An 18,214-nucleotide genomic window follows, 5' to 3' on the forward strand; every position below is an offset into this window, starting at 1 on the left:
CGGCGAGCGGATAAAACGCTTATCCGCTCGCCATAACAGGCCGTCAGTGCCAAATCAGCAACACACAGGCCGCCGTCAGCATGCCCATCGATACATTGAAGATAATCCAGGCTTTTTTACTGCGCAGCAGTCGGCCGATCAGCGTGCCGAACCCCAGCCATATCACGCCGGAAACCAGATTCACCAGCACGATGCCGACGCTTATCGCCACCACCGAATGATTGTATTTATCGCCCGCCAGACTGAAGCTGGCCACCGCGCCCAGCGCCATCAGCCAGGCTTTGGGATTCAGAAACTGTAGCAACCAGCCCTGATAAAGCCGGATAGGCCGCGAGGGGGCAATTTTTGTCTCAAGCTTTTCATAGGCCGCCGTGGCAATTTTCCATGCCAGCCACAGCAGATACAAACTGCCGAGGACTTTGAGAATGAAGTGCAGCGAAGGGTAGATCAGGATCAGACCGCCAATCCCAAACGCCACCAGCAGTAAAATACTCTGCATGCCCAACATGATACCGAGCATCAGCCACAGAGAGCGATAAAAACCGAAGTTGGCGCCCGACGTGGTCAGTAACATATTATTCGGACCCGGGGTAATCGCCGCCACCCACAGAAAACCCAGCATTGACAGAAACAGGCTCAATTCCATGTAATGGGTGCTCCTCACCCTGACGCATTTTTACGATATAGTTGATAATGAGTATCGAATTGCTGGTTAACCAACGGTATTGAAGCTAACAGTGTGATATTGATCGCACAAGATCCGGCAACAAGATTTTTATTCCTATCGGGACAACCTTTTTCTGGACAATCATTGTGATCATTCCCTGGCAACAACTCGATCCTGAAACAGTGGACAATCTCATCGAATCTTTCGTACTCCGGGAAGGAACGGATTACGGTGAACAAGAACGTACGCTGTCGCAAAAGGTCGCCGACGTTCGCCGGCAACTGGAATCAGGCGACGTGGTTTTGGTATGGTCGGAGCTGCATGAAACGATCAACATCATGCCGCGCAGTCAGTTTAATGCCGGCGAGTACCACCCTCGCTAAACGCGGGAAAAGTCATCAGAGAAGATGTATCTGTCTTATTAAACATGCTAACAATGATAAAAATATAAGCATCCGATCGGTGCCACTATTACGGAGTAAATCGTCTTATGTCGCATAAGCATCCGATTATTGCGGTTACCGGCTCCAGCGGAGCGGGAACCACCACCACCAGCCTGGCATTCCATAAGATTTTTCAGCAATTAAAAATGCGGCCGGCCCAGCTTGAAGGCGATAGTTTCCACCGCTATACCCGTCCGGAAATGGATATGGAAATTCGTAAAGCGCGGGATCTGGGTCGCCATATCAGTTATTTTGGCCCGGAAGCCAACGATTTCAGCCTGTTGGAACAATCCTTTATCGAATATGGCCGGCATGGGCGCGGTCTGACGCGTAAATACCTTCATACCTACGATGAAGCGATTCCCTATAATCAGGTGCCCGGTACGTTCACGCCGTGGGAACCCATGCCTGAACCCACGGATATCTTGTTTTATGAAGGGCTGCATGGCGGGGTCGTCACCGATCAGCACAATGTGGCGAAACACGTCGATTTACTGGTCGGCGTCGTGCCCATCGTCAACCTGGAATGGATTCAAAAACTGATCCGCGATGTCAATGAACGCGGGCACTCGCGTGAAGCGGTGATGGATTCGGTCGTCCGATCCATGGAGGATTACATCACCTATATTACGCCGCAGTTTTCACGCACGCATATCAACTTCCAGCGCGTTCCGACCGTGGATACCTCAAACCCGTTCGCCGCCCGATCCATCCCTTCATTGGACGAAAGCTTTGTGGTGATCCACTTCCAGGGGCTGGATAATATTGACTACCCTTATCTGCTGGCCATGTTGCAGGGGTCGTTTATTTCGCATATCAACACGCTGGTGGTGCCCGGCGGGAAAATGGGGCTGGCGATGGAGTTGATTATGGCGCCGCTGGTGCAGCGATTGCTGGAAGGGAAAAAAATCGAGTAGCCGGCGGCTAAAACCAGCCCGGCCACCATACTCCGGGCGATACCGCCCAGGCTATGGCAATACTCTGACTTCATGGCTGTAAGTGACCTTGACCGTTTTATTCAGCATCAGCGCCACCGAGCAATATTTTTCCGCAGACAGTTCCACCGCGCGCGCGACCGCCTGCTCGGCCAATCCTTTGCCCGTCACGGTAAAATGCAGATTAATATGGGTAAACAAACGCGGCGCTTCCGTTCTCCGCTCCGAGGTCAGTTTAACTTCGCAATCCGCGACGTCATTACGCCCTTTCTGCAAGATCGACACCACATCAATCGCGCTACAACTGCCAATCGACATCAGCACCATTTCCATGGGACTTGGCGCTTTATCGCCCGAATTTCCATCCATCACCACCTGATGTCCGGAAGCTGATTCGCCCAGAAATGTTAAGTTTTCAACCCACTTCACCCGAGCCTGCATGCCGCCTCCGCTAAAAAATTTTTGAATATTTATATCGTTATTATACAAAAACAACCTATAACCACAGCTTTATCATGCTGACGCGAGACAACACAAGACACTTCCTCCAAGCTGTGTTAAAAATGAGAACAGAAGCTGTCTTTTCTGGACAAACTCAGATCGCGGGAAGATGATAACGTCGCCAGACAGAAGCTCCAGTATATTCCCTGACGGCCTACACGTAATTTGAATTTTTAGCAGTAAACACGCCGTACAGGGAACTCTGAGCCCTGTGATTTGCGCAGTGAATTACAACAGAGGATAATAGCGAATGGTTCTCGGCAAACCGCAAACAGACCCAACTCTCGAATGGTTCCTTTCTCATTGCCATATCCACAAGTATCCATCGAAGAGTACGCTGATTCACCAAGGTGAAAAAGCAGAAACGCTTTACTACATCGTGAAAGGCTCTGTCGCAGTGCTAATCAAAGATGAAGAAGGCAAAGAAATGATCCTCTCTTATCTCAATCAGGGAGATTTTATTGGCGAGCTTGGCTTGTTTGAAGAAGGCCAGGAGCGTAGCGCCTGGGTACGGGCGAAAACGGCTTGTGAAGTTGCTGAAATTTCCTATAAAAAATTCCGGCAGTTGATTCAGGTCAATCCCGATATTCTGATGCGTCTGTCCGCGCAGATGGCAAGCAGGCTGCAAGTGACCTCAGAGAAAGTCGGTAATCTGGCATTCCTTGATGTAACCGGTCGCATTGCCCAAACATTATTGAACCTGGCAAAACAACCCGATGCCATGACGCACCCAGATGGCATGCAAATAAAAATCACCCGCCAGGAAATTGGGCAAATCGTTGGCTGTTCACGCGAAACCGTGGGCCGCATTCTTAAAATGTTGGAAGATCAGAACCTCATTTCCGCACATGGTAAAACGATCGTGGTTTACGGTACGCGTTAAACCCGGCGATTACCCTACGACAAAAAAGCGTGAAGTCTCTTTCACGCTTTTTTTATAGCCATATAACACCATAGCAAGGCGTATCAGGGCAGAACTTTGGCTGACTGGATCACGATCGGTTTGGTGGGCACATTTTGGTAAGGGCCGACGTTTTCGGTCTGCACCTGAGCGATTTTATCCGCCACGTCCATGCCTTTTACCACTTTACCGAATACCGCATAGCCAAAATCACGCTGTCCGTGATCGAGGAAAGCGTTATCAGCCACATTGATGAAGAATTGACTGGTGGCGCTGTCTTTTTCCGCAGTCCGCGCCATGGAAATGGTGCCGCGCAGGTTGCGTAAGCCATTGTCCGCTTCATTTTTGATCGCCGGGTTGGTCGCTTTCTGCTTCATGTCGTCGGTAAAACCGCCGCCCTGAATCATAAAGCCGGGGATGACCCGATGAAACGTCGTGCCGTTATAAAAACCGTTATTCACGTACTCAACGAAGTTATTCACCGAAACCGGTGCTTTTTGGTTGTCCAATGCCAGCTCAATGTTTCCCGCCGAGGTCGTCAGCAAAACATGCGTTGTGCCGGAGGCAGCGAACACCGGAGAAAAAGCCGTAAGTGAAATAAAAGCCGCCGCAGCAGCCAGAGTACGTTTAAGCATGATAATTCCTTGTTGAAGAAACCGACCACTGAAAGCGTAATGATTGTAAATACCCACACCCGCCAACGCCACCCATTTACCTTTTTTTACGTATTATAAAAAGGCTGACGTTAAAGTCAGCCCCAGACCATTGACAAAGCCCGTTATTAGGGAGAGCGTGGCGAGGGGCCGTAGCGGCGTAAGCCGCCGGAGCGCCCCTCGGTACGGTAGGCCCGGGTATCTCAGGCTTACAGACGACTTTGTCAGTAACCTCAGGCTGACGTTAAAGTCAGCACCCGCTTATTACCTGTCGCCGCACAGAACCTTAGCCCATACGCTCCGAACGCACCGCAAGGTCGCGGCTATACTGGCGGCTGGCCTCCACCAGCATGGTGGTATAGGCGTTCTTCGGCGTATCGCGGGTTAAGTCGCCGATATTCAGCGTTTCCAGTATCCGGCCATACTGCATCACCGCGACTTTATGACACAGATGGGAAATTACCCCCAGATCGTGCGTCACCAGCAGGTAGGTTAATTTCTCCTGCTGTTGCAGTTCAGCCAGCAGATTAAGAATTTCCGCCTGCACGGAAACGTCCAGCGCCGAGGTCGGCTCATCGAGCAACAGCACTCTGGGCTCCAGAATCAGCGCGCGGGCGATCGCCACGCGCTGGCGCTGGCCTCCCGAAAGCTGATGCGGATAGCGGCGGCGGAAGTGCGTGCCCAGCCCGACTTTCCCCAGCAGCGTATCGATACGGTCGTCACGATCGTTAAAACGGTGGATGGACAGCGGTTCTTCCAGAATCGACTCCACCGTGTGACGGGGATGCAGCGAACCATAGGGATCCTGAAAAATCATCTGCACTCGTCGGCAGCGCGCCTGATCGATACGATGCGCCAGTTGCTGGCCGTCAATCAGCAAGCTTCCCTGCCAGTGATTAAACAACCCGGCCAGACATTTCAGTACGGTGGTTTTACCCGAACCGGACTCGCCGACCAGACCGAAAATCTCACCGTCGTCCACGGTAAGGTTCACGTCATACAAAACCTGATTCTGCGTGCTTCCCTGACCAAACGACAGATTAAGGTTGTTCACTTCAATCATGGATCGGTTCATATTCATAGATTCGCTCATCGGAAGGGTTGCCGTCGCCATACGTGCTCCTTACTCATTAATCCAGGCCGGATCGCGATTCATCACCGGCAGATGCGAACGCGGACGATCGATATCCGGTAACGAGTTCAGTAATCCACGGGTGTAAGGATGCCGCGCATTATCCAGATCGGTGGCGGCAATCGACTCCACCACCCGTCCGGCGTACATCACCAGTACCCGATCGCAGAAACTGCGCACCAGATTGATGTCGTGGCTGATGAAAATCAGCCCCAATCCACGTTCACCCACCAGATCGTCGAGCATCGCCAACACCTGCAAGCGCACCGAAACATCCAGCGCCGAGGTCGGTTCATCGGCAATCACCACTTCAGGCTCGGTAATCAGCATCATCGCAATCATGATGCGCTGCCCCTGCCCGCCTGAAATTTCGTGGGGATACAGGCCGTATACCCGTTCCGGCTGGCGAATACGCACCACATCCAGCATCGCCATCACTTTTTCCTTCGCTACGCGCGCCGAAACGCGATGGTGAGCCAGATAGGCTTCTGCAATCTGATCGCCGACGCAGACCACCGGATTCAATGAGTATTTGGGATCCTGCATAATCATTGAGATGCGTTTGCCGCGGATCTGACGCATCCGCGCTTCGTCCGCCGTTAACAAATCGGTGTCGCCAAAACGCAGACGATCCGCCGTAATACGCGCGCTGTGCGGGTGTAAGCGCAGCAAGGCGCGCCCCACCGTGGATTTACCGGAGCCTGATTCGCCGACAATCGCCAGCTTTTCACACCCCAGCGTGAAGGAGACGCCGCGCACGGCATCGGTCACCACGCCGCCGTTGACGAAACTGACCCGCAGATCCGCGACATCCATCAACGGTGCGTTCTGCGGCGTACGGTGAGAAAGATTATTCAGTTCTGGGATCGAGGATGTCACGTAGGCCGTCTCCAAGGAAATTGAACGCCAGGCTGTTGATCAAAATCGCCAGCCCCGGAATAGTCACTAACCACCAGCACTCCATCATGTAACGGCGACCGGCTGAAATCATCGCGCCCCATTCAGGATCGGGCGGCTGCGCCCCTAACCCCAGGAACCCCAGCCCGGCCGCGGTCAGAATGATGCCCGCCATGTTCATGGTGATACGAATAATCACCGACGGCAGACACAGCGGCACAATGTGGTGCAGCAGGATGCGGATCGATGATGCGCCTTGCAGTTTCACGGCGGAAACAAAGTCGGCATGGCGCAATGACAGCGTTTCGGCCCTTGCCAGACGCGCAATCGGCGGCCAGGCGGTCAAGGTAATTGCGATCACCACATGCTCCAGCCCCGGGCCAAGCGCCGCCACGAACGCCAGCGCCAGCACCAGACTGGGGAAAGAGATGAAAATATCGGTGATGCGCATCAGAATGGTATCGACGATGCCGCCGTAGTAGCCCGCCACCACACCCAGCAACAGACCGATCGGCCCGACGGTTACCGACACCAGCGCCACGATATACAGCGTGATGCGGGAGCCATAGACCAGTCGGCTAAAGACATCGCGGCCAAACTCATCGGTTCCGAACCAATGGGCCGCGCCCGGCGCCTGCAATGCATTGCCCAGATCCTGCGCCAGCGGGTCGTGCGTCGCGATCCAGGGGGCAAAAATGGCGACCAGCATCAGCATCAGGACGATAGCCGAACCAATGGCGGTCAATGGATTACGCATCATCAGCAGCAGAAAACCAGCGATACGCGCGCCGCGCAGCTTCAGGCGCCCCACCCGCTTTTCCGGTGACGTTCGCAGTACCGGTTCAGAGGAAATGTTCATGCGTTCGTCCTCGGATCAAAGATTTGATACAACATGTCCGACAACAGATTGAGGGTGACGAAGATCAGCCCTACCAGCAGGACACAGCCCATAACCGCGTTCATATCCCCCAGCAGCAAACTGCCGGTGAGATAGGAGCCGAACCCCGGCCAGGAGAACACCGTTTCGATCAGCACCGCCCCTTCCAGCAGCGAACCGTAAGCCAGCGCGACCACCGTCAGCAATTGCACCAGAATGTTACGAAACGCGTGCGCCCACACCACCCGGAATTCAGACAGCCCCTTGACGCGCGCGGTAATGATGTACTCCTGCGACAGCTGCGCCAGCATAAAGCTGCGCGTCATACGGCTGATATAAGCCAGAGAATGAAAACCCAGAATGGTGGCGGGCAACAGCAGGTGATTCAGCGCGCTGCGGAACACCTCCCAGTTGCCTTCCAGCATCGCGTCAAGCAACAGCAGCCCGGTGCGGTTCTCCACCAGGCCGTCATAGGCCATGTCCACCCGTCCGGCGCCGCCCACCCAGTTGAGCCAGGCATAGAACACCAGCAGCCCCATCATGCCGACCCAGAATATCGGGGTGGAATAGCCCGCCAGACTGATAAAACGCACCACGTAATCCGCCCATTTGCCGCGTCTTGCCGCCGCCAGAACGCCCAGCGGCACGCCCAGACCGGCGCCGACGATAATCGCCATCGTGGCGAGCTCTATGGTGGCGGGAAAGACACGGATGATATCGTCGACGACCGGACGTCCGGTCAGAAGCGCGTTGCCCAAATCGCCCTGCATAAGAGAGTTGAAGTAAATAAAAAACTGCGCATACAGCGGCTTATCCAGCCCCAACTGCTGATAAACCTGTTGATAGGTACTTTGATCGGCATCCTGTCCGACAATCGCCAGGACGGGGTCGATCGGCATCACGCGGCCGATCACGAATGTCAGGATCAGTAATCCGAACAGCGTAACCACGACCTGAAACAGACGTTTCGCCAACCGACGCAACACTCCCCCCGGTTTGATCCAATCAGAGAAAACCATGTTCTTTCTCCTGCTACTCCGGTTAGCGGCGATGCCAAATCGCCACTAACGCGGCTATTTCGTTTTTAACGTTCCCAGGCGGGATGATTCGCCGGACACACATCGGCCAATCATCCGCTGAACGTGTGAAAACTAGCGCTGTTTAGAGACGTCCCGCAGTTGCGTCGTGGAAGACGGATGCGGCACATAACCTTTCACGTCTTTACGCAACACCACGGAGTCGATCATCTGCGACACCGGAATAATCGCCGGGAACAGTTCTTCATAACGATTCTGTACGTCGATATACATCTGCTTCTGTTGCTGGGGATCTTTCTCCAATAACGCCCGATCGATCATCTCGTTCAATGACTTATCGTAGAAAGAGGTGCGCCAGCCCTGGAAGTTGGTCAGTTTGGCTTCTTCGCTGTTATCGGGGTTATAGGCCACGGATCGCAGGCTGGAATGGGGATGCGGATCGACGCCGCCGCCGCCGCGGCCAACCAGCATATCGAATTTACGATCGCGCATGGCGCCATATACCTGATTGCCGGTGCCGGAAATAATCTTGGCTTTGATGCCGGCCTGCGCCAGCGTTGACTGCACGGAAGTCGCCAGATTGAGGAACGGTTGATCCGACAACACGCGCAGCGTGGTTTCAAAGCCATTCGGATAACCCGCTTCCGCCAGCAATGACTTGGCTCGGGCCACATCCAGCTTATAGCCCGGATTCGGCAACGTGGCATCCATCCCGGATTGAATCGGGCGTTGGTGATAGAAGCCGTAGCCAGGCATGACGGTTTTATTTACGCCATCATAATCAATGAGATAGCGAACCGCTTCACGCACTTTGGGTTGCGCGAAGTATTCATTTTTCAGACTCATGGCGACGTAATACAGCGTGCCCTTTTTCACCTCATCCACGACGACGTTCGGGTCGCGTTTCAGGGCGTTGATATCCGGCACCGACATGCCGGAGGCGACATCAATATCGCCTTTTTCAATCATCAGGCGCAGCGCCTGCGACTCGGTCATGTGGCGGAAAATGACGCGCCTCATTTTGGCGTCGCCGTGCCAGTTGCCCTCAACCCGACTGATGCGCAGCACATCTTTCGCCTGCCACACATCCAGCTTGAACGGGCCGGAGCCTGCCTCATTGGTCGTCAGCCAGCCGTTGCCCCAGTCGCCGTTTTTCTCGTGCTGCAAGACCGTTTTGCTATCCAGCACCGATCCGCTGCCCAAGGTCGCCAGCGAATAGATAATCAGTTTGGGATCGTTCGGCTTGGGCAGTTCGATTTCAATCGTATGGGCATCTTTGGCGCGGATCATTTTCTCCACGTTGTCCGCCGTGAAACCATAGGATTTCCAGGTGGTGGCCTGCGCCATATTGAGGTTAAGCAGGCGTTTCATCGACCAGGCGAAATCCTGCGCCGTAACCGGGTTTCCTGAATGGAACGCCGCGTTGTCCACCAGATTGAAGGTAATGACCTTACCGTCATCGCTCACGCTCCAGCTTTTCGCCAGAGACGGCAGGACGTTGCTCAGGTTTGCCGGATCGAGCACCACCAGCGAATCATACAGATTGACGATAATGCCCACCACTTCATTACCGGTCATCGCCGCCGGATCGAGCGACAACATGTTGTTCATATTCATCCCGACAATCAGCTGATCGTCAGGCGTTTTGGCGGACAGCATGGCGGGGGTCGCCGCCATGCAGAGGGTACTTAACAGTAGGGTACGGAGTATTGCGCGTGCTTTCATTATTCTTCTCCAGGTGTGGAAGTATGGAAGACGACAACTTTTTATTTTTTAAGTATTTTCTTTCAGACTGACGTTCTATTCTTTGCTTAAGGTATGCTCCTCAATCCAGTCAAAATTGATATCCTCGCCCAACCCCGGACGCTGCGGCAGATGCACGAAGCCTTCGCCGTCCATCGGATCGACGATGGAATTCAGGTAGGCGGCGGGTTCATCATAATCAAGGAAGGGATGCAGCAAGCCGCGTTCATACCAGCGGCAGTTCTTGATAGCGCCCACCACCGCCAGATTGGGGGCGCCATTGCCATGAATCTCGCAATCCATACCAAAGGCTTCGGCCAGACCAGCCACTTTCATACACGGCGAGAGACCGCCGACGCCCTGTACGCCGGCGCGCAAAATATCGCACGCGCCTTCTTTCACCCAGTCGGCCCGGCTGAAGTATTTGCCTGATAGACTTTCCGGCCCGATGACATCAATATCCAGGCTTTTGGTCAGCCAGCTATAGGAGGCCATGCTCTGTTCTTCCATCGGCTCTTCAAACCAGGCGAAATCCAGCTTCTGGAGTTCCCGGCCGATGTACAGCGCGTCGCTGCGGCTATACCAGTGATAGCCATCCAGCATCAGGCAGATATCCGGCCCGACCGCTTCACGCACGGCGGCACAGGCTTTCACATCCATTTTCGGGCTGGGAGCAAAAGAAACCGGCGGCATCCAGGTGTGCAGTTTGATGGCTTTATAGCCGCGCTGAACCAGTTTTTCGGCGAACTGACCGTACTCTTCCGGCGTGGATAAACCACCGGCCAGTTCGTCGCCGCACATGGTGCTGCCGTAGGCCGGCACTTTTTCCCGGTAACCGCCCAACAGCTTGTGGACGGGCATATTCAACATGCGCCCCTGTAGATCCCACAGCGCCGATTCAACAATCGACAGCGCGCGATCCGTCAGTTGGTTGGCGCTACCGCGCTGCCAGTGCACCAGATCCTGCCACAGACGCTCGCGATCAAACGGGTTTTGCCCGATCAGAACTTTGCGGAAAAACGCATTCACGATATGCGGGCGAATCACTTCCGGCGGCGCGAACGCATAGCCTTTATGCCCCTCGTCGGTACTGATGGTTAACAGAGCCATTTTGGCCTGATTTTCCGCGCCCGGATGTGAATGCCCTGCGCTGTCAGACACCCGGCGCGTGGGATAAGTAAACACGGTGACATCAATTGATTCTATTTTCACGTTGTTACCTGCCTTGATGTTTAACACAACTCATGTACACGATTTACAGTTGGAAACTGCATGTATTAAAGGAACAATTTTGTATGCGTCGTCATTCTGTATAAGGGAAAAAGCAGATATATCTACCCGTTTTCTCTTACAGAGAGATCGGCATCACAAAAAAGGAATAATGTGTTAATTAAAAAAAAATAGCGTTTTATTTTTAATTATTAAGGTTGTTCCTGCGTTAGTCATTAGGCAATTTCTTTCATCTAAAAAGATTATGCGGCGGATAATTGTGCAATTGCCCATAACTTTGTGAGCATTATCACCAGAAAAATCGCATACCCTTCCCTTGACAAGGGAAATAGCATGTTTTCAATCGCCGATGAGAAAGCCATACGCTCGAATTCCGGGCGCAAGATTAATGATGGTTTCCCGGCCGAGCGTCAAGGTGAGCGATGGGTCGCCAGCGCATTGAAAAAACAGCATTTTCACCTGTATGATGGCCCCTGCCTGGAAGACGAAACCCAATCCGCCGCGATAGACGGCATTCAGGTTCCCGATGGTAATGGGCAAATTGAATATTTATCCCGCCGTTGAGGGCATAATTGCCGTTGATGACGCGCCATCACTGATATAACGCTACGCCGCCTGCCTCACTGGCGGGCGGCTTCTATTGACCTGAATTTATTAAGAGGCAACACATGGATTACCTGCCAATATTTTGCCAGTTACGCGACAAACCTTGCTTATTGGTCGGGGGAGGAGAAATCGCCGAGCGTAAAGCCAGGCTATTACTGGATGCCGGAGCGATTCTCACGGTGAATGCCCTCAGCTTTAATGAACAATTTATTGGCTGGCAAAAAGACGCGCGGGTCACCCTGGTACAGGGTCGGTTTAATCCAGACTTGCTGAACGGCGCATGGCTGGCGATTGCCGCGACTGACGATCGGGAAATCAACAGGCAGGTTTACGAAAGCGCCAGCAAACAGCGGATTTTCTGCAACACCGTAGACGATGCCCGGAACACAAGCTGCATTATGCCTTCCATTATCGACCGATCTCCTATTATGGTCGCCATCTCATCCGGGGGAACCGCGCCGGTGCTGGCGCGTATACTGCGTGAGAAACTGGAAAGCATCCTGCCGCAGCATCTTGGCAAGCTGGCGGCTTTTGCCGGCGAACTACGCCAGCGCGTGAAAGGCCGCTTCAAAAATATGGGCGCCCGTCGCCGCTTTTGGGAAAAACTGTTTATTCACGACCGGCTGGCTCAATCGCTGGCGAATAACGACACCGCCAGCGTACAGCAGCTTACCGAGCAACTCTTCTCCGCGCCGTTGGATGACCGGGGTGAAGTCGTCCTGGTGGGCGCGGGGCCGGGAGATGCGGGATTATTAACGCTAAAAGGCCTACAGCAACTGCAACAGGCCGATATCGTGATCTACGATCGTCTGGTTTCAGAAGAGGTGCTTAACCTGGTAAGGCGCGATGCCGAACGTATTTTTGTCGGCAAGCAGTCTGGTCATCACTGTATTCCCCAGGAACAGATTAACCAGCTATTACAGGAAAAAGCGCTGGCGGGGAAACGGGTGGTGCGGTTAAAAGGCGGCGATCCCTTTATCTTCGGGCGCGGCGGCGAGGAATTGGAGCACCTGCAACAGGCGGGAATTCCTTTTTCCGTCGTGCCCGGCATTACCGCCGCCTCCGGCTGCTCCGCCTATGGCGGCATTCCCTTAACGCATCGCAATCATGCCCAAGGCGTGAGGCTAATCACCGGACATGTCCAACATGACGCCGAACTCGACTGGGCCAGCCTGGCGGCCGAAAAACAAACGCTGGTGTTCTATATGGGGCTCCAGCAGGCTGATTATATTCAGAGCAAACTGATCGAACAGAAGCTTCCGGCCACCGTCCCTGTCGCGTTGATTGAAAATGGCACATCCACGGCGCAGAGGGTATTAACCGGACAGCTTTCCCAGCTTGGTGAACTGGCGAAACAGGCTGTCAGCCCGAGCCTGATCATCATCGGCAGCGTCGTCAGCCTGCGAGAAAAACTGAACTGGTTTATCCAGCGACCAGACTAACGACCATACCGTTCTTCTTTTATCGACGGCGGCCGGCGGAGGGATCATCCCGCTGGATCGCCGCCCGACAAATGCACCAATATAGTGCTTGGCACCAAATGGAAGCACCGCAATGCACTACTTTGTCACAATTCCCTCTAAAACATTATTTTGATGCTTTACCCGCTATGCGACCTGCCTTATGTTGGCTAATCTAATGGCGATTAATAAGCAATATATATGAATAAATAGTCAATTTAGGCACGGGTAAAATCTGGCCTGAATATTGCTTAGCATCCTAAGCACTTCGGTGCGAGCGAAGCTATACCTCTACATCGTCGTTCCCGAACAGGGTGTGCGGTTCTCCGATCACAAAAAACAGTTCTGCTCACGACATCATTAGAAGGCGGAACAATAAGCAGTTGGGAGCTATTTGTGGAAGAAGTGACTTTCTGGCAACTCATCAGTTTTGGTGAAAATGGCTGGGGGAAATTATTATTGCTCGGCGCTGGCATGACGATCGCGCTGGCAACCTGCGGGTTCCTGCTCGGCGCGCTCATCGGCACCGTCGGCGCCTGGTCAAAAATTTGCGGTAACCGTCCCGTACGTTATCTCGCTGACGCCTATACCACCATCATCCGCGGCATACCCGACCTGCTCATCATTTACCTGCTGTACTTTGGCGGAAGCTCGGCGTTAACCATGCTGGCCAGACTTTTCGGCAATGATGGCTTTGTCGGTTTTCCTGGCTTTCTGGCCGGGGTATTTGCCGTTGGCATCTCTTCAGGCGCACAGCAGACGGAAGTTTTCCGCGGCGCGTTTTACGCGGTTTCCACCGGTGAAATTGAAGCCGCCAAAGCCTGCGGTATGCCCACGATGCTCCGCCTGCGGCGTATTATCATGCCGCTCCTGCTGCGCCATGCCATCCCGGCATTAGGCAATGTCTGGCAACTGGTGTTAAAAACCTCCGCACTGGTATCGGTCACCGGCGTCGCCGAGTTGATGACCCAATCTCAAACCGGCTCGGGTTCAACCGGCAAACCGTTTGATTTCTTTATGGCGGCGGCGATGCTTTACCTGGTTATCTCTATCTGTTCCGGCTGGATTATGCGTAGAACAGAGTCATATTATTCCCGGGGTGTGAAACGCTGATGGATTTTCCTTTTATTTATGCCACGTTTCTGGAAATCATTCCCGGCATTCCCCTGACGCTTCAGTTAGCCATCGGTTCTGTTTTTTTAGGGTTCTTTCTGGCTCTGGGGCTGGCGTTAATGCAGATATCCGGAAACCCGCTGCTAAATTCGATTGCCCGGACCTATGTGCTGTTTTTCCGCGGCACGCCGCTGCTGGTGCAACTGTTTTTAATCTACTACGGGCTGGGACAATTTCCCTGGGTCCGGGAAAGTTTCCTGTGGCCGATGCTGCGCGAACCCTATTGGTGCGCCCTGCTGTCTCTCAGCCTGTGTACCGCCGCCTATGCCAGTGAAATCATCCGGGGCGGATTGCAATCCGTGCCTGCCGGACAGATAGAGGCCGCCCGCGCCTGCGGCATGCCGTCCCTGATGATTTTTAAACGCATTATTTTCCCATTGGCTATTCGTCAGGCGCTGCCAGCCTACGGTAATGAATTGATCTCAATGATCAAATCAACCTCACTGGCTTCCATTATCACCTTGATGGAAATTACCGGTATTGCCGCCCGAATTATTGCGGAAACCTACCGGGCGCTTGAAGTCTTCATGGTTGCCGGCGCGATCTATCTGTTTATCAACCTTATTCTGACGCGTCTGTTGATATGGGCGGAGTTCACCGTCACCCCGCATTTACGGGCGCCCGGCGCCCCGTCTGCAGCAAAGAACATCAAGAAACTGGGAGACCTTAAATGACCACGCCAGCGATCTGCCTGCGCAATATTCACAAAAGCTTTGGCTCTCTGGAAGTGCTGAAAGGTATCTCTTTTGAAGCCAGTCAGGGCGAAGTTGTCTCGATCCTCGGATCATCCGGTTCAGGAAAATCCACCCTGCTGCGTTGTATCAATATGCTGGAACTCCCCGATCGAGGAGAAATTATCGTCGCGGGCGAATCCATTGAAATGAAACCAAACCGCAAGGGACAAAACCGCCCTTCCAATCCCAGGCAAATCGATCGGATACGCACTCAGCTAGGCATGGTGTTTCAGAGCTTCAATCTGTGGTCGCACAAAACGGTGCTGGAAAACGTTATTGAAGCACCGGTACATGTTTTAAAACGTTCTCATGCAGAAAGTGTGGAGCATGCCGAGCAGCTATTGGAAAAAGTCGGGCTGGCGGATAAACGACATTACTACCCTTCCCATCTTTCAGGCGGTCAGCAACAACGTGCGGCGATCGCCCGCGCATTGGCGATGGCGCCGAAAGTTATGCTGTTCGACGAGCCGACATCGGCGCTTGACCCTGAATTGGTCGGTGAAGTATTACGCGTGATGCGAACACTGGCGGACGAAGGAATGACTATGCTGGTCGTCACGCATGAGATGGATTTCGCCCGCGAAGTCTCGAACCGGGTGGTCTTTCTGCATCAAGGCGAGATTGAAGAACAGGGTACGCCAGAGCAGGTTTTCACCGCCAGTCAATCCGCCCGCTTCCGGCAATTCATTGCCAGCTGGTAAGTCACTATTAATGATTAATCAATAAAATAACACCGGGGAAATAGCCTTATGATGAAATCAAAATTAAAAATGATCGCCTGTTCGCTGTGTCTGGTAAGCACGCTGGCCGCGGCTTTCACCGCGTCGGCTGAAGAGAAAAAATGGTCGACGATACGTATCGCCACCGAAGGCAACTATCATCCTTACAACTTCACCAAGCCTGACGGTACGCTGGATGGTTTTGAAATCGATATGTACAAAGTCCTGTGCGAGAGCATGCAGGTTAAATGCGACATCATAGTACAGCCGTTTACCAGCACCATTCCGGCGCTGAACGCCGGCAAGTTTGACGCCATCATCTCTGGTATGTCAGCCACGGAGAAACGCCGTCAGGTTATTGATTTCAGCCAACCTTACACCCAGTCAGGGCAGACTTTCGCCGTGTTGAAATCCAGCCCGCTGGCGAAAGAACTGCCTGATGCAGGCAAACGCTTCTCCATCAATCCGGCTGATGAAGCCGTCGCATTAGAAGAAATCGAAAAATTAAAACCCCTGCTGCAAGGCAAAACCATCGGCGTTCAGTCCGCCTCCATTGCCAGCGCGTTTCTGGATAAATACCTCAAGGGCGTCATGACCATTCGTGAATATAAAACCACACAGGAACACGATCTTGACCTGAAAGCCGGACGCGTGGATCTGGTCATTGCTTCCGCGCCTTACCTGAAAGGCATTACCGAAAAACCGGGCAATACCGACATCGTAACCCCGGGCCCGCAGTTCATCGGCGGCATTCTGGGCAGCGGTTCATCCGTCGGTCTGCGTAAAACCGATCCTGAACTGAAGGCCATGTTCAACACCGCCATTGAGCAAGCCAAGAACGACGGTACATTGAAGAAATTGAGTGAAAAATGGTTTGGCATGGATACCTCACCGCTCTAATTCACGATTGAGCTAGCCGGGGCGACGATGGCGTGAGGCATCCCTGTGGAAACCTCATCACCGTCTCCCCTCATATCGGACTTTTCCAGCGGTCTGTACCGTTTTTATCAGACAGCACGAGAATTTATCGCACATGAACGCAACACAAACTGAAGACACGTTGCCCGCCGTCGATCGTCAGACCGTAGAAGAAATCTGCGCGCTGATTGCGAACAAGCGCCAGCAGTTCTTCACCCTGAGCGACGGCATCTGGGATACCCCGGAGCTGAATTATGAAGAATACCGTTCGGCAGCCCAGCATGAGGCCGTACTCAAAGCGGAAGGTTTCCGCCTGACAAAGGGCATCGCCGGCATGCCGACGGCATTATTGGGCGAATTTGGCGCGGGTTCGCCGGTCATCGCCATCCTTGGCGAATACGACGCCCTGCCGGGCTTGAGCCAGCAGGCAAATGTGACCGAACCCAAACCGTTGGAAAACGGCGGCAACGGGCACGGCTGTGGTCATAATCTGCTTGGCACCGCCGCCTTGCAGGCCGCGACAGCGGTAAAGGATTATCTGCAAAAACACGCCATTGCGGGGACGATCCGTTTCTATGGCTGCCCGGCGGAAGAAGGCGGCTCATCAAAAGGCTTTATGGTAAAAGCCGGCGTTTTTGATGATGTGGATATCGCTATCTGCTGGCACCCGGCCACCTTTACCGGGGTCAACAGCCCGGTATCACTGGCCTGTAATGAGCTGAACTTCTACTTTAAAGGCCGGGCCGCTCATGCGGCAAGTAGCCCGCATCTGGGACGCAGCGCCCTTGATGCCGTCGAATTAATGAACGTGGGCGTCAACTACATGCGTGAGCATATGCCTTCTTCCGCCCGCGTTCACTACGCCATTACCGACAGCGGCGGTCATGCGCCCAATGTGGTACAGGCCAATGCCACCGTGCGCTATCTGGTGCGCGCCAGACAGTTGCCGGAGCTGCACCAGTTGGTCACACGGGTGAAAAAAATTGCCGAAGGCGCCGCACTGATGACCGAAACCCAAGTCAGTTGTGAAGTGCTTAGCGGTGATGCCAACCTGCTGGGTAATCAACCATTGGAGCAACGGATGCATGAGCATCTGCTGACGCTGGGCCCCATTGAGTTCGATGAAAACGATCGCCAACTGGCGGCAAAATTTCAGACCGCGCTGACGGCCGAGGACATTGCCGAATCCTACGCCCGGTTTGGCGTCACGCCACGTCCGGGTTTAGCGCTGCATGACGGCATTTATCCGCTCTACAGTCCCAATGAGGCGTTTATCGGCTCAACGGACGTAGGCACCGTAAGCTGGGTGGTGCCGACCGTGCAGATCCGCAGCGCCACTTACGCTATCGGTACGCCGGCCCACTCATGGCAGTTGGTCGCTCAGGGCAAAACGCAGGCCGCTCACAAAGGCATGGAATATGCCGCAAAAGCGATGGCTTCGCTGGCTGTCGATTTACTGCTAACGCCCGATCTGGTCGCCCAGGCGCAAGCCGATCTTCAGGCTAAATTGCAGCAAACGCCTTTTGAAAACCCGATTCCGGACGATGTTTTTCCGCCGCTGCCGCAGTGATTAACGTTATAGGAAAGA

The 18,214-nt window shown here is 53.7% G+C and carries 19 protein-coding genes; 10 read left to right on the forward strand and 9 right to left on the reverse strand.

What is annotated here, in order from left to right; all coding sequences use genetic code 11:
- Window positions 1-43: 43 nt before the first annotated feature.
- On the reverse strand, window positions 44-646 hold the full coding sequence (locus HOY33_RS16645) for a LysE family translocator (protein WP_172291263.1): 603 nt from the start codon (window positions 644-646) through the stop codon (window positions 44-46).
- 167 nt (window positions 647-813) lie between these two features.
- Here HOY33_RS16645 and HOY33_RS16650 point away from each other — a divergent pair, with 167 nt between their 5' ends.
- Window positions 814-1,050: a YheU family protein gene (locus tag HOY33_RS16650; RefSeq protein WP_172291264.1), complete on the forward strand. Its 237-nt coding sequence runs from the start codon at window positions 814-816 to the stop codon at window positions 1,048-1,050.
- Between the two features lie 107 nt (window positions 1,051-1,157).
- Window positions 1,158-2,027 (forward strand): phosphoribulokinase, encoded by an 870-nt coding sequence (locus tag HOY33_RS16655; RefSeq protein WP_172291265.1) that lies wholly within the window; start codon window positions 1,158-1,160, stop codon window positions 2,025-2,027.
- Between the two features lie 51 nt (window positions 2,028-2,078).
- Here the strand turns inward: HOY33_RS16655 and HOY33_RS16660 are convergent, their stop codons facing one another.
- On the reverse strand, window positions 2,079-2,486 hold the full coding sequence (locus tag HOY33_RS16660; protein ID WP_172291266.1) for an OsmC family protein: 408 nt from the start codon (window positions 2,484-2,486) through the stop codon (window positions 2,079-2,081).
- Between the two features lie 310 nt (window positions 2,487-2,796).
- On the opposite strand from HOY33_RS16660, the gene crp reads away from it, so the two are divergent.
- Window positions 2,797-3,429, forward strand: a complete 633-nt coding sequence (gene crp / locus HOY33_RS16665) for a cAMP-activated global transcriptional regulator CRP (RefSeq protein WP_004090925.1) — start codon at window positions 2,797-2,799, stop codon at window positions 3,427-3,429.
- Window positions 3,430-3,512: 83 nt separating this feature from the next.
- Here the strand turns inward: crp and ppiA are convergent, their stop codons facing one another.
- The 7 genes from ppiA to HOY33_RS16700 form a co-directional block, all read right to left on the reverse strand.
- Window positions 3,513-4,082: a peptidylprolyl isomerase A gene (gene ppiA, locus HOY33_RS16670; RefSeq protein WP_172291267.1), complete on the reverse strand. Its 570-nt coding sequence runs from the start codon at window positions 4,080-4,082 to the stop codon at window positions 3,513-3,515.
- Window positions 4,083-4,386: 304 nt separating this feature from the next.
- Entirely contained in the window at window positions 4,387-5,163 is a 777-nt protein-coding gene (locus HOY33_RS16675; protein ID WP_172291343.1) for an ABC transporter ATP-binding protein, read from the reverse strand.
- Between the two features lie 60 nt (window positions 5,164-5,223).
- Complete coding sequence (locus HOY33_RS16680) at window positions 5,224-6,111, reverse strand: ABC transporter ATP-binding protein (protein ID WP_371734390.1); 888 nt, start codon at window positions 6,109-6,111, stop codon at window positions 5,224-5,226.
- Entirely contained in the window at window positions 6,083-6,889 is an 807-nt protein-coding gene (locus tag HOY33_RS16685; protein ID WP_370541757.1) for an ABC transporter permease, read from the reverse strand. Before HOY33_RS16685 ends, HOY33_RS16680 begins: the two co-directional genes overlap by 29 nt.
- A 95-nt stretch (window positions 6,890-6,984) precedes the next feature.
- Window positions 6,985-8,025, reverse strand: coding sequence for an ABC transporter permease (locus tag HOY33_RS16690; protein WP_172291269.1), 1,041 nt, complete (start codon window positions 8,023-8,025; stop codon window positions 6,985-6,987).
- A 132-nt stretch (window positions 8,026-8,157) separates the two neighbouring features.
- The gene (locus tag HOY33_RS16695; protein WP_172291270.1) at window positions 8,158-9,768 is read right to left on the reverse strand and encodes an ABC transporter substrate-binding protein; all 1,611 of its coding nucleotides are present in this window, start codon (window positions 9,766-9,768) and stop codon (window positions 8,158-8,160) included.
- Window positions 9,769-9,843: 75 nt separating this feature from the next.
- Complete coding sequence (locus HOY33_RS16700) at window positions 9,844-10,998, reverse strand: mandelate racemase family protein (protein ID WP_172291271.1); 1,155 nt, start codon at window positions 10,996-10,998, stop codon at window positions 9,844-9,846.
- A gap of 351 nt (window positions 10,999-11,349) precedes the next feature.
- On the opposite strand from HOY33_RS16700, the gene HOY33_RS16705 reads away from it, so the two are divergent.
- The 7 genes from HOY33_RS16705 to HOY33_RS16735 all read left to right on the forward strand — a co-directional run bounded on the left by HOY33_RS16705 (window position 11,350) and on the right by HOY33_RS16735 (window position 18,196).
- Window positions 11,350-11,580 (forward strand): nitrite reductase (NAD(P)H) small subunit, encoded by a 231-nt coding sequence (locus HOY33_RS16705; protein WP_172291272.1) that lies wholly within the window; start codon window positions 11,350-11,352, stop codon window positions 11,578-11,580.
- Between the two features lie 104 nt (window positions 11,581-11,684).
- Entirely contained in the window at window positions 11,685-13,064 is a 1,380-nt protein-coding gene (gene cysG / locus HOY33_RS16710) for a siroheme synthase CysG (protein ID WP_172291273.1), read from the forward strand.
- 414 nt (window positions 13,065-13,478) lie between these two features.
- Complete coding sequence (locus tag HOY33_RS16715) at window positions 13,479-14,195, forward strand: ABC transporter permease (protein ID WP_172291274.1); 717 nt, start codon at window positions 13,479-13,481, stop codon at window positions 14,193-14,195.
- The gene (locus HOY33_RS16720) at window positions 14,195-14,929 is read left to right on the forward strand and encodes an ABC transporter permease (RefSeq protein WP_172291275.1); all 735 of its coding nucleotides are present in this window, start codon (window positions 14,195-14,197) and stop codon (window positions 14,927-14,929) included. Before HOY33_RS16715 ends, HOY33_RS16720 begins: the two co-directional genes overlap by 1 nt.
- Entirely contained in the window at window positions 14,926-15,690 is a 765-nt protein-coding gene (locus HOY33_RS16725; protein WP_172291276.1) for an ABC transporter ATP-binding protein, read from the forward strand. The genes HOY33_RS16720 and HOY33_RS16725 overlap by 4 nt, the downstream gene beginning before the upstream one ends.
- 48 nt (window positions 15,691-15,738) lie before the next feature.
- Window positions 15,739-16,608, forward strand: a complete 870-nt coding sequence (locus tag HOY33_RS16730) for a transporter substrate-binding domain-containing protein (protein ID WP_172291277.1) — start codon at window positions 15,739-15,741, stop codon at window positions 16,606-16,608.
- A 133-nt stretch (window positions 16,609-16,741) separates the two neighbouring features.
- Window positions 16,742-18,196, forward strand: a complete 1,455-nt coding sequence (locus tag HOY33_RS16735; RefSeq protein WP_172291278.1) for a M20 family metallopeptidase — start codon at window positions 16,742-16,744, stop codon at window positions 18,194-18,196.
- The last annotated feature ends 18 nt before the right edge of the window (window positions 18,197-18,214 follow it).

It is taken from the genome of Brenneria sp. hezel4-2-4 (assembly GCF_013155275.1).
Taxonomy (GTDB): domain Bacteria; phylum Pseudomonadota; class Gammaproteobacteria; order Enterobacterales; family Enterobacteriaceae; genus Brenneria.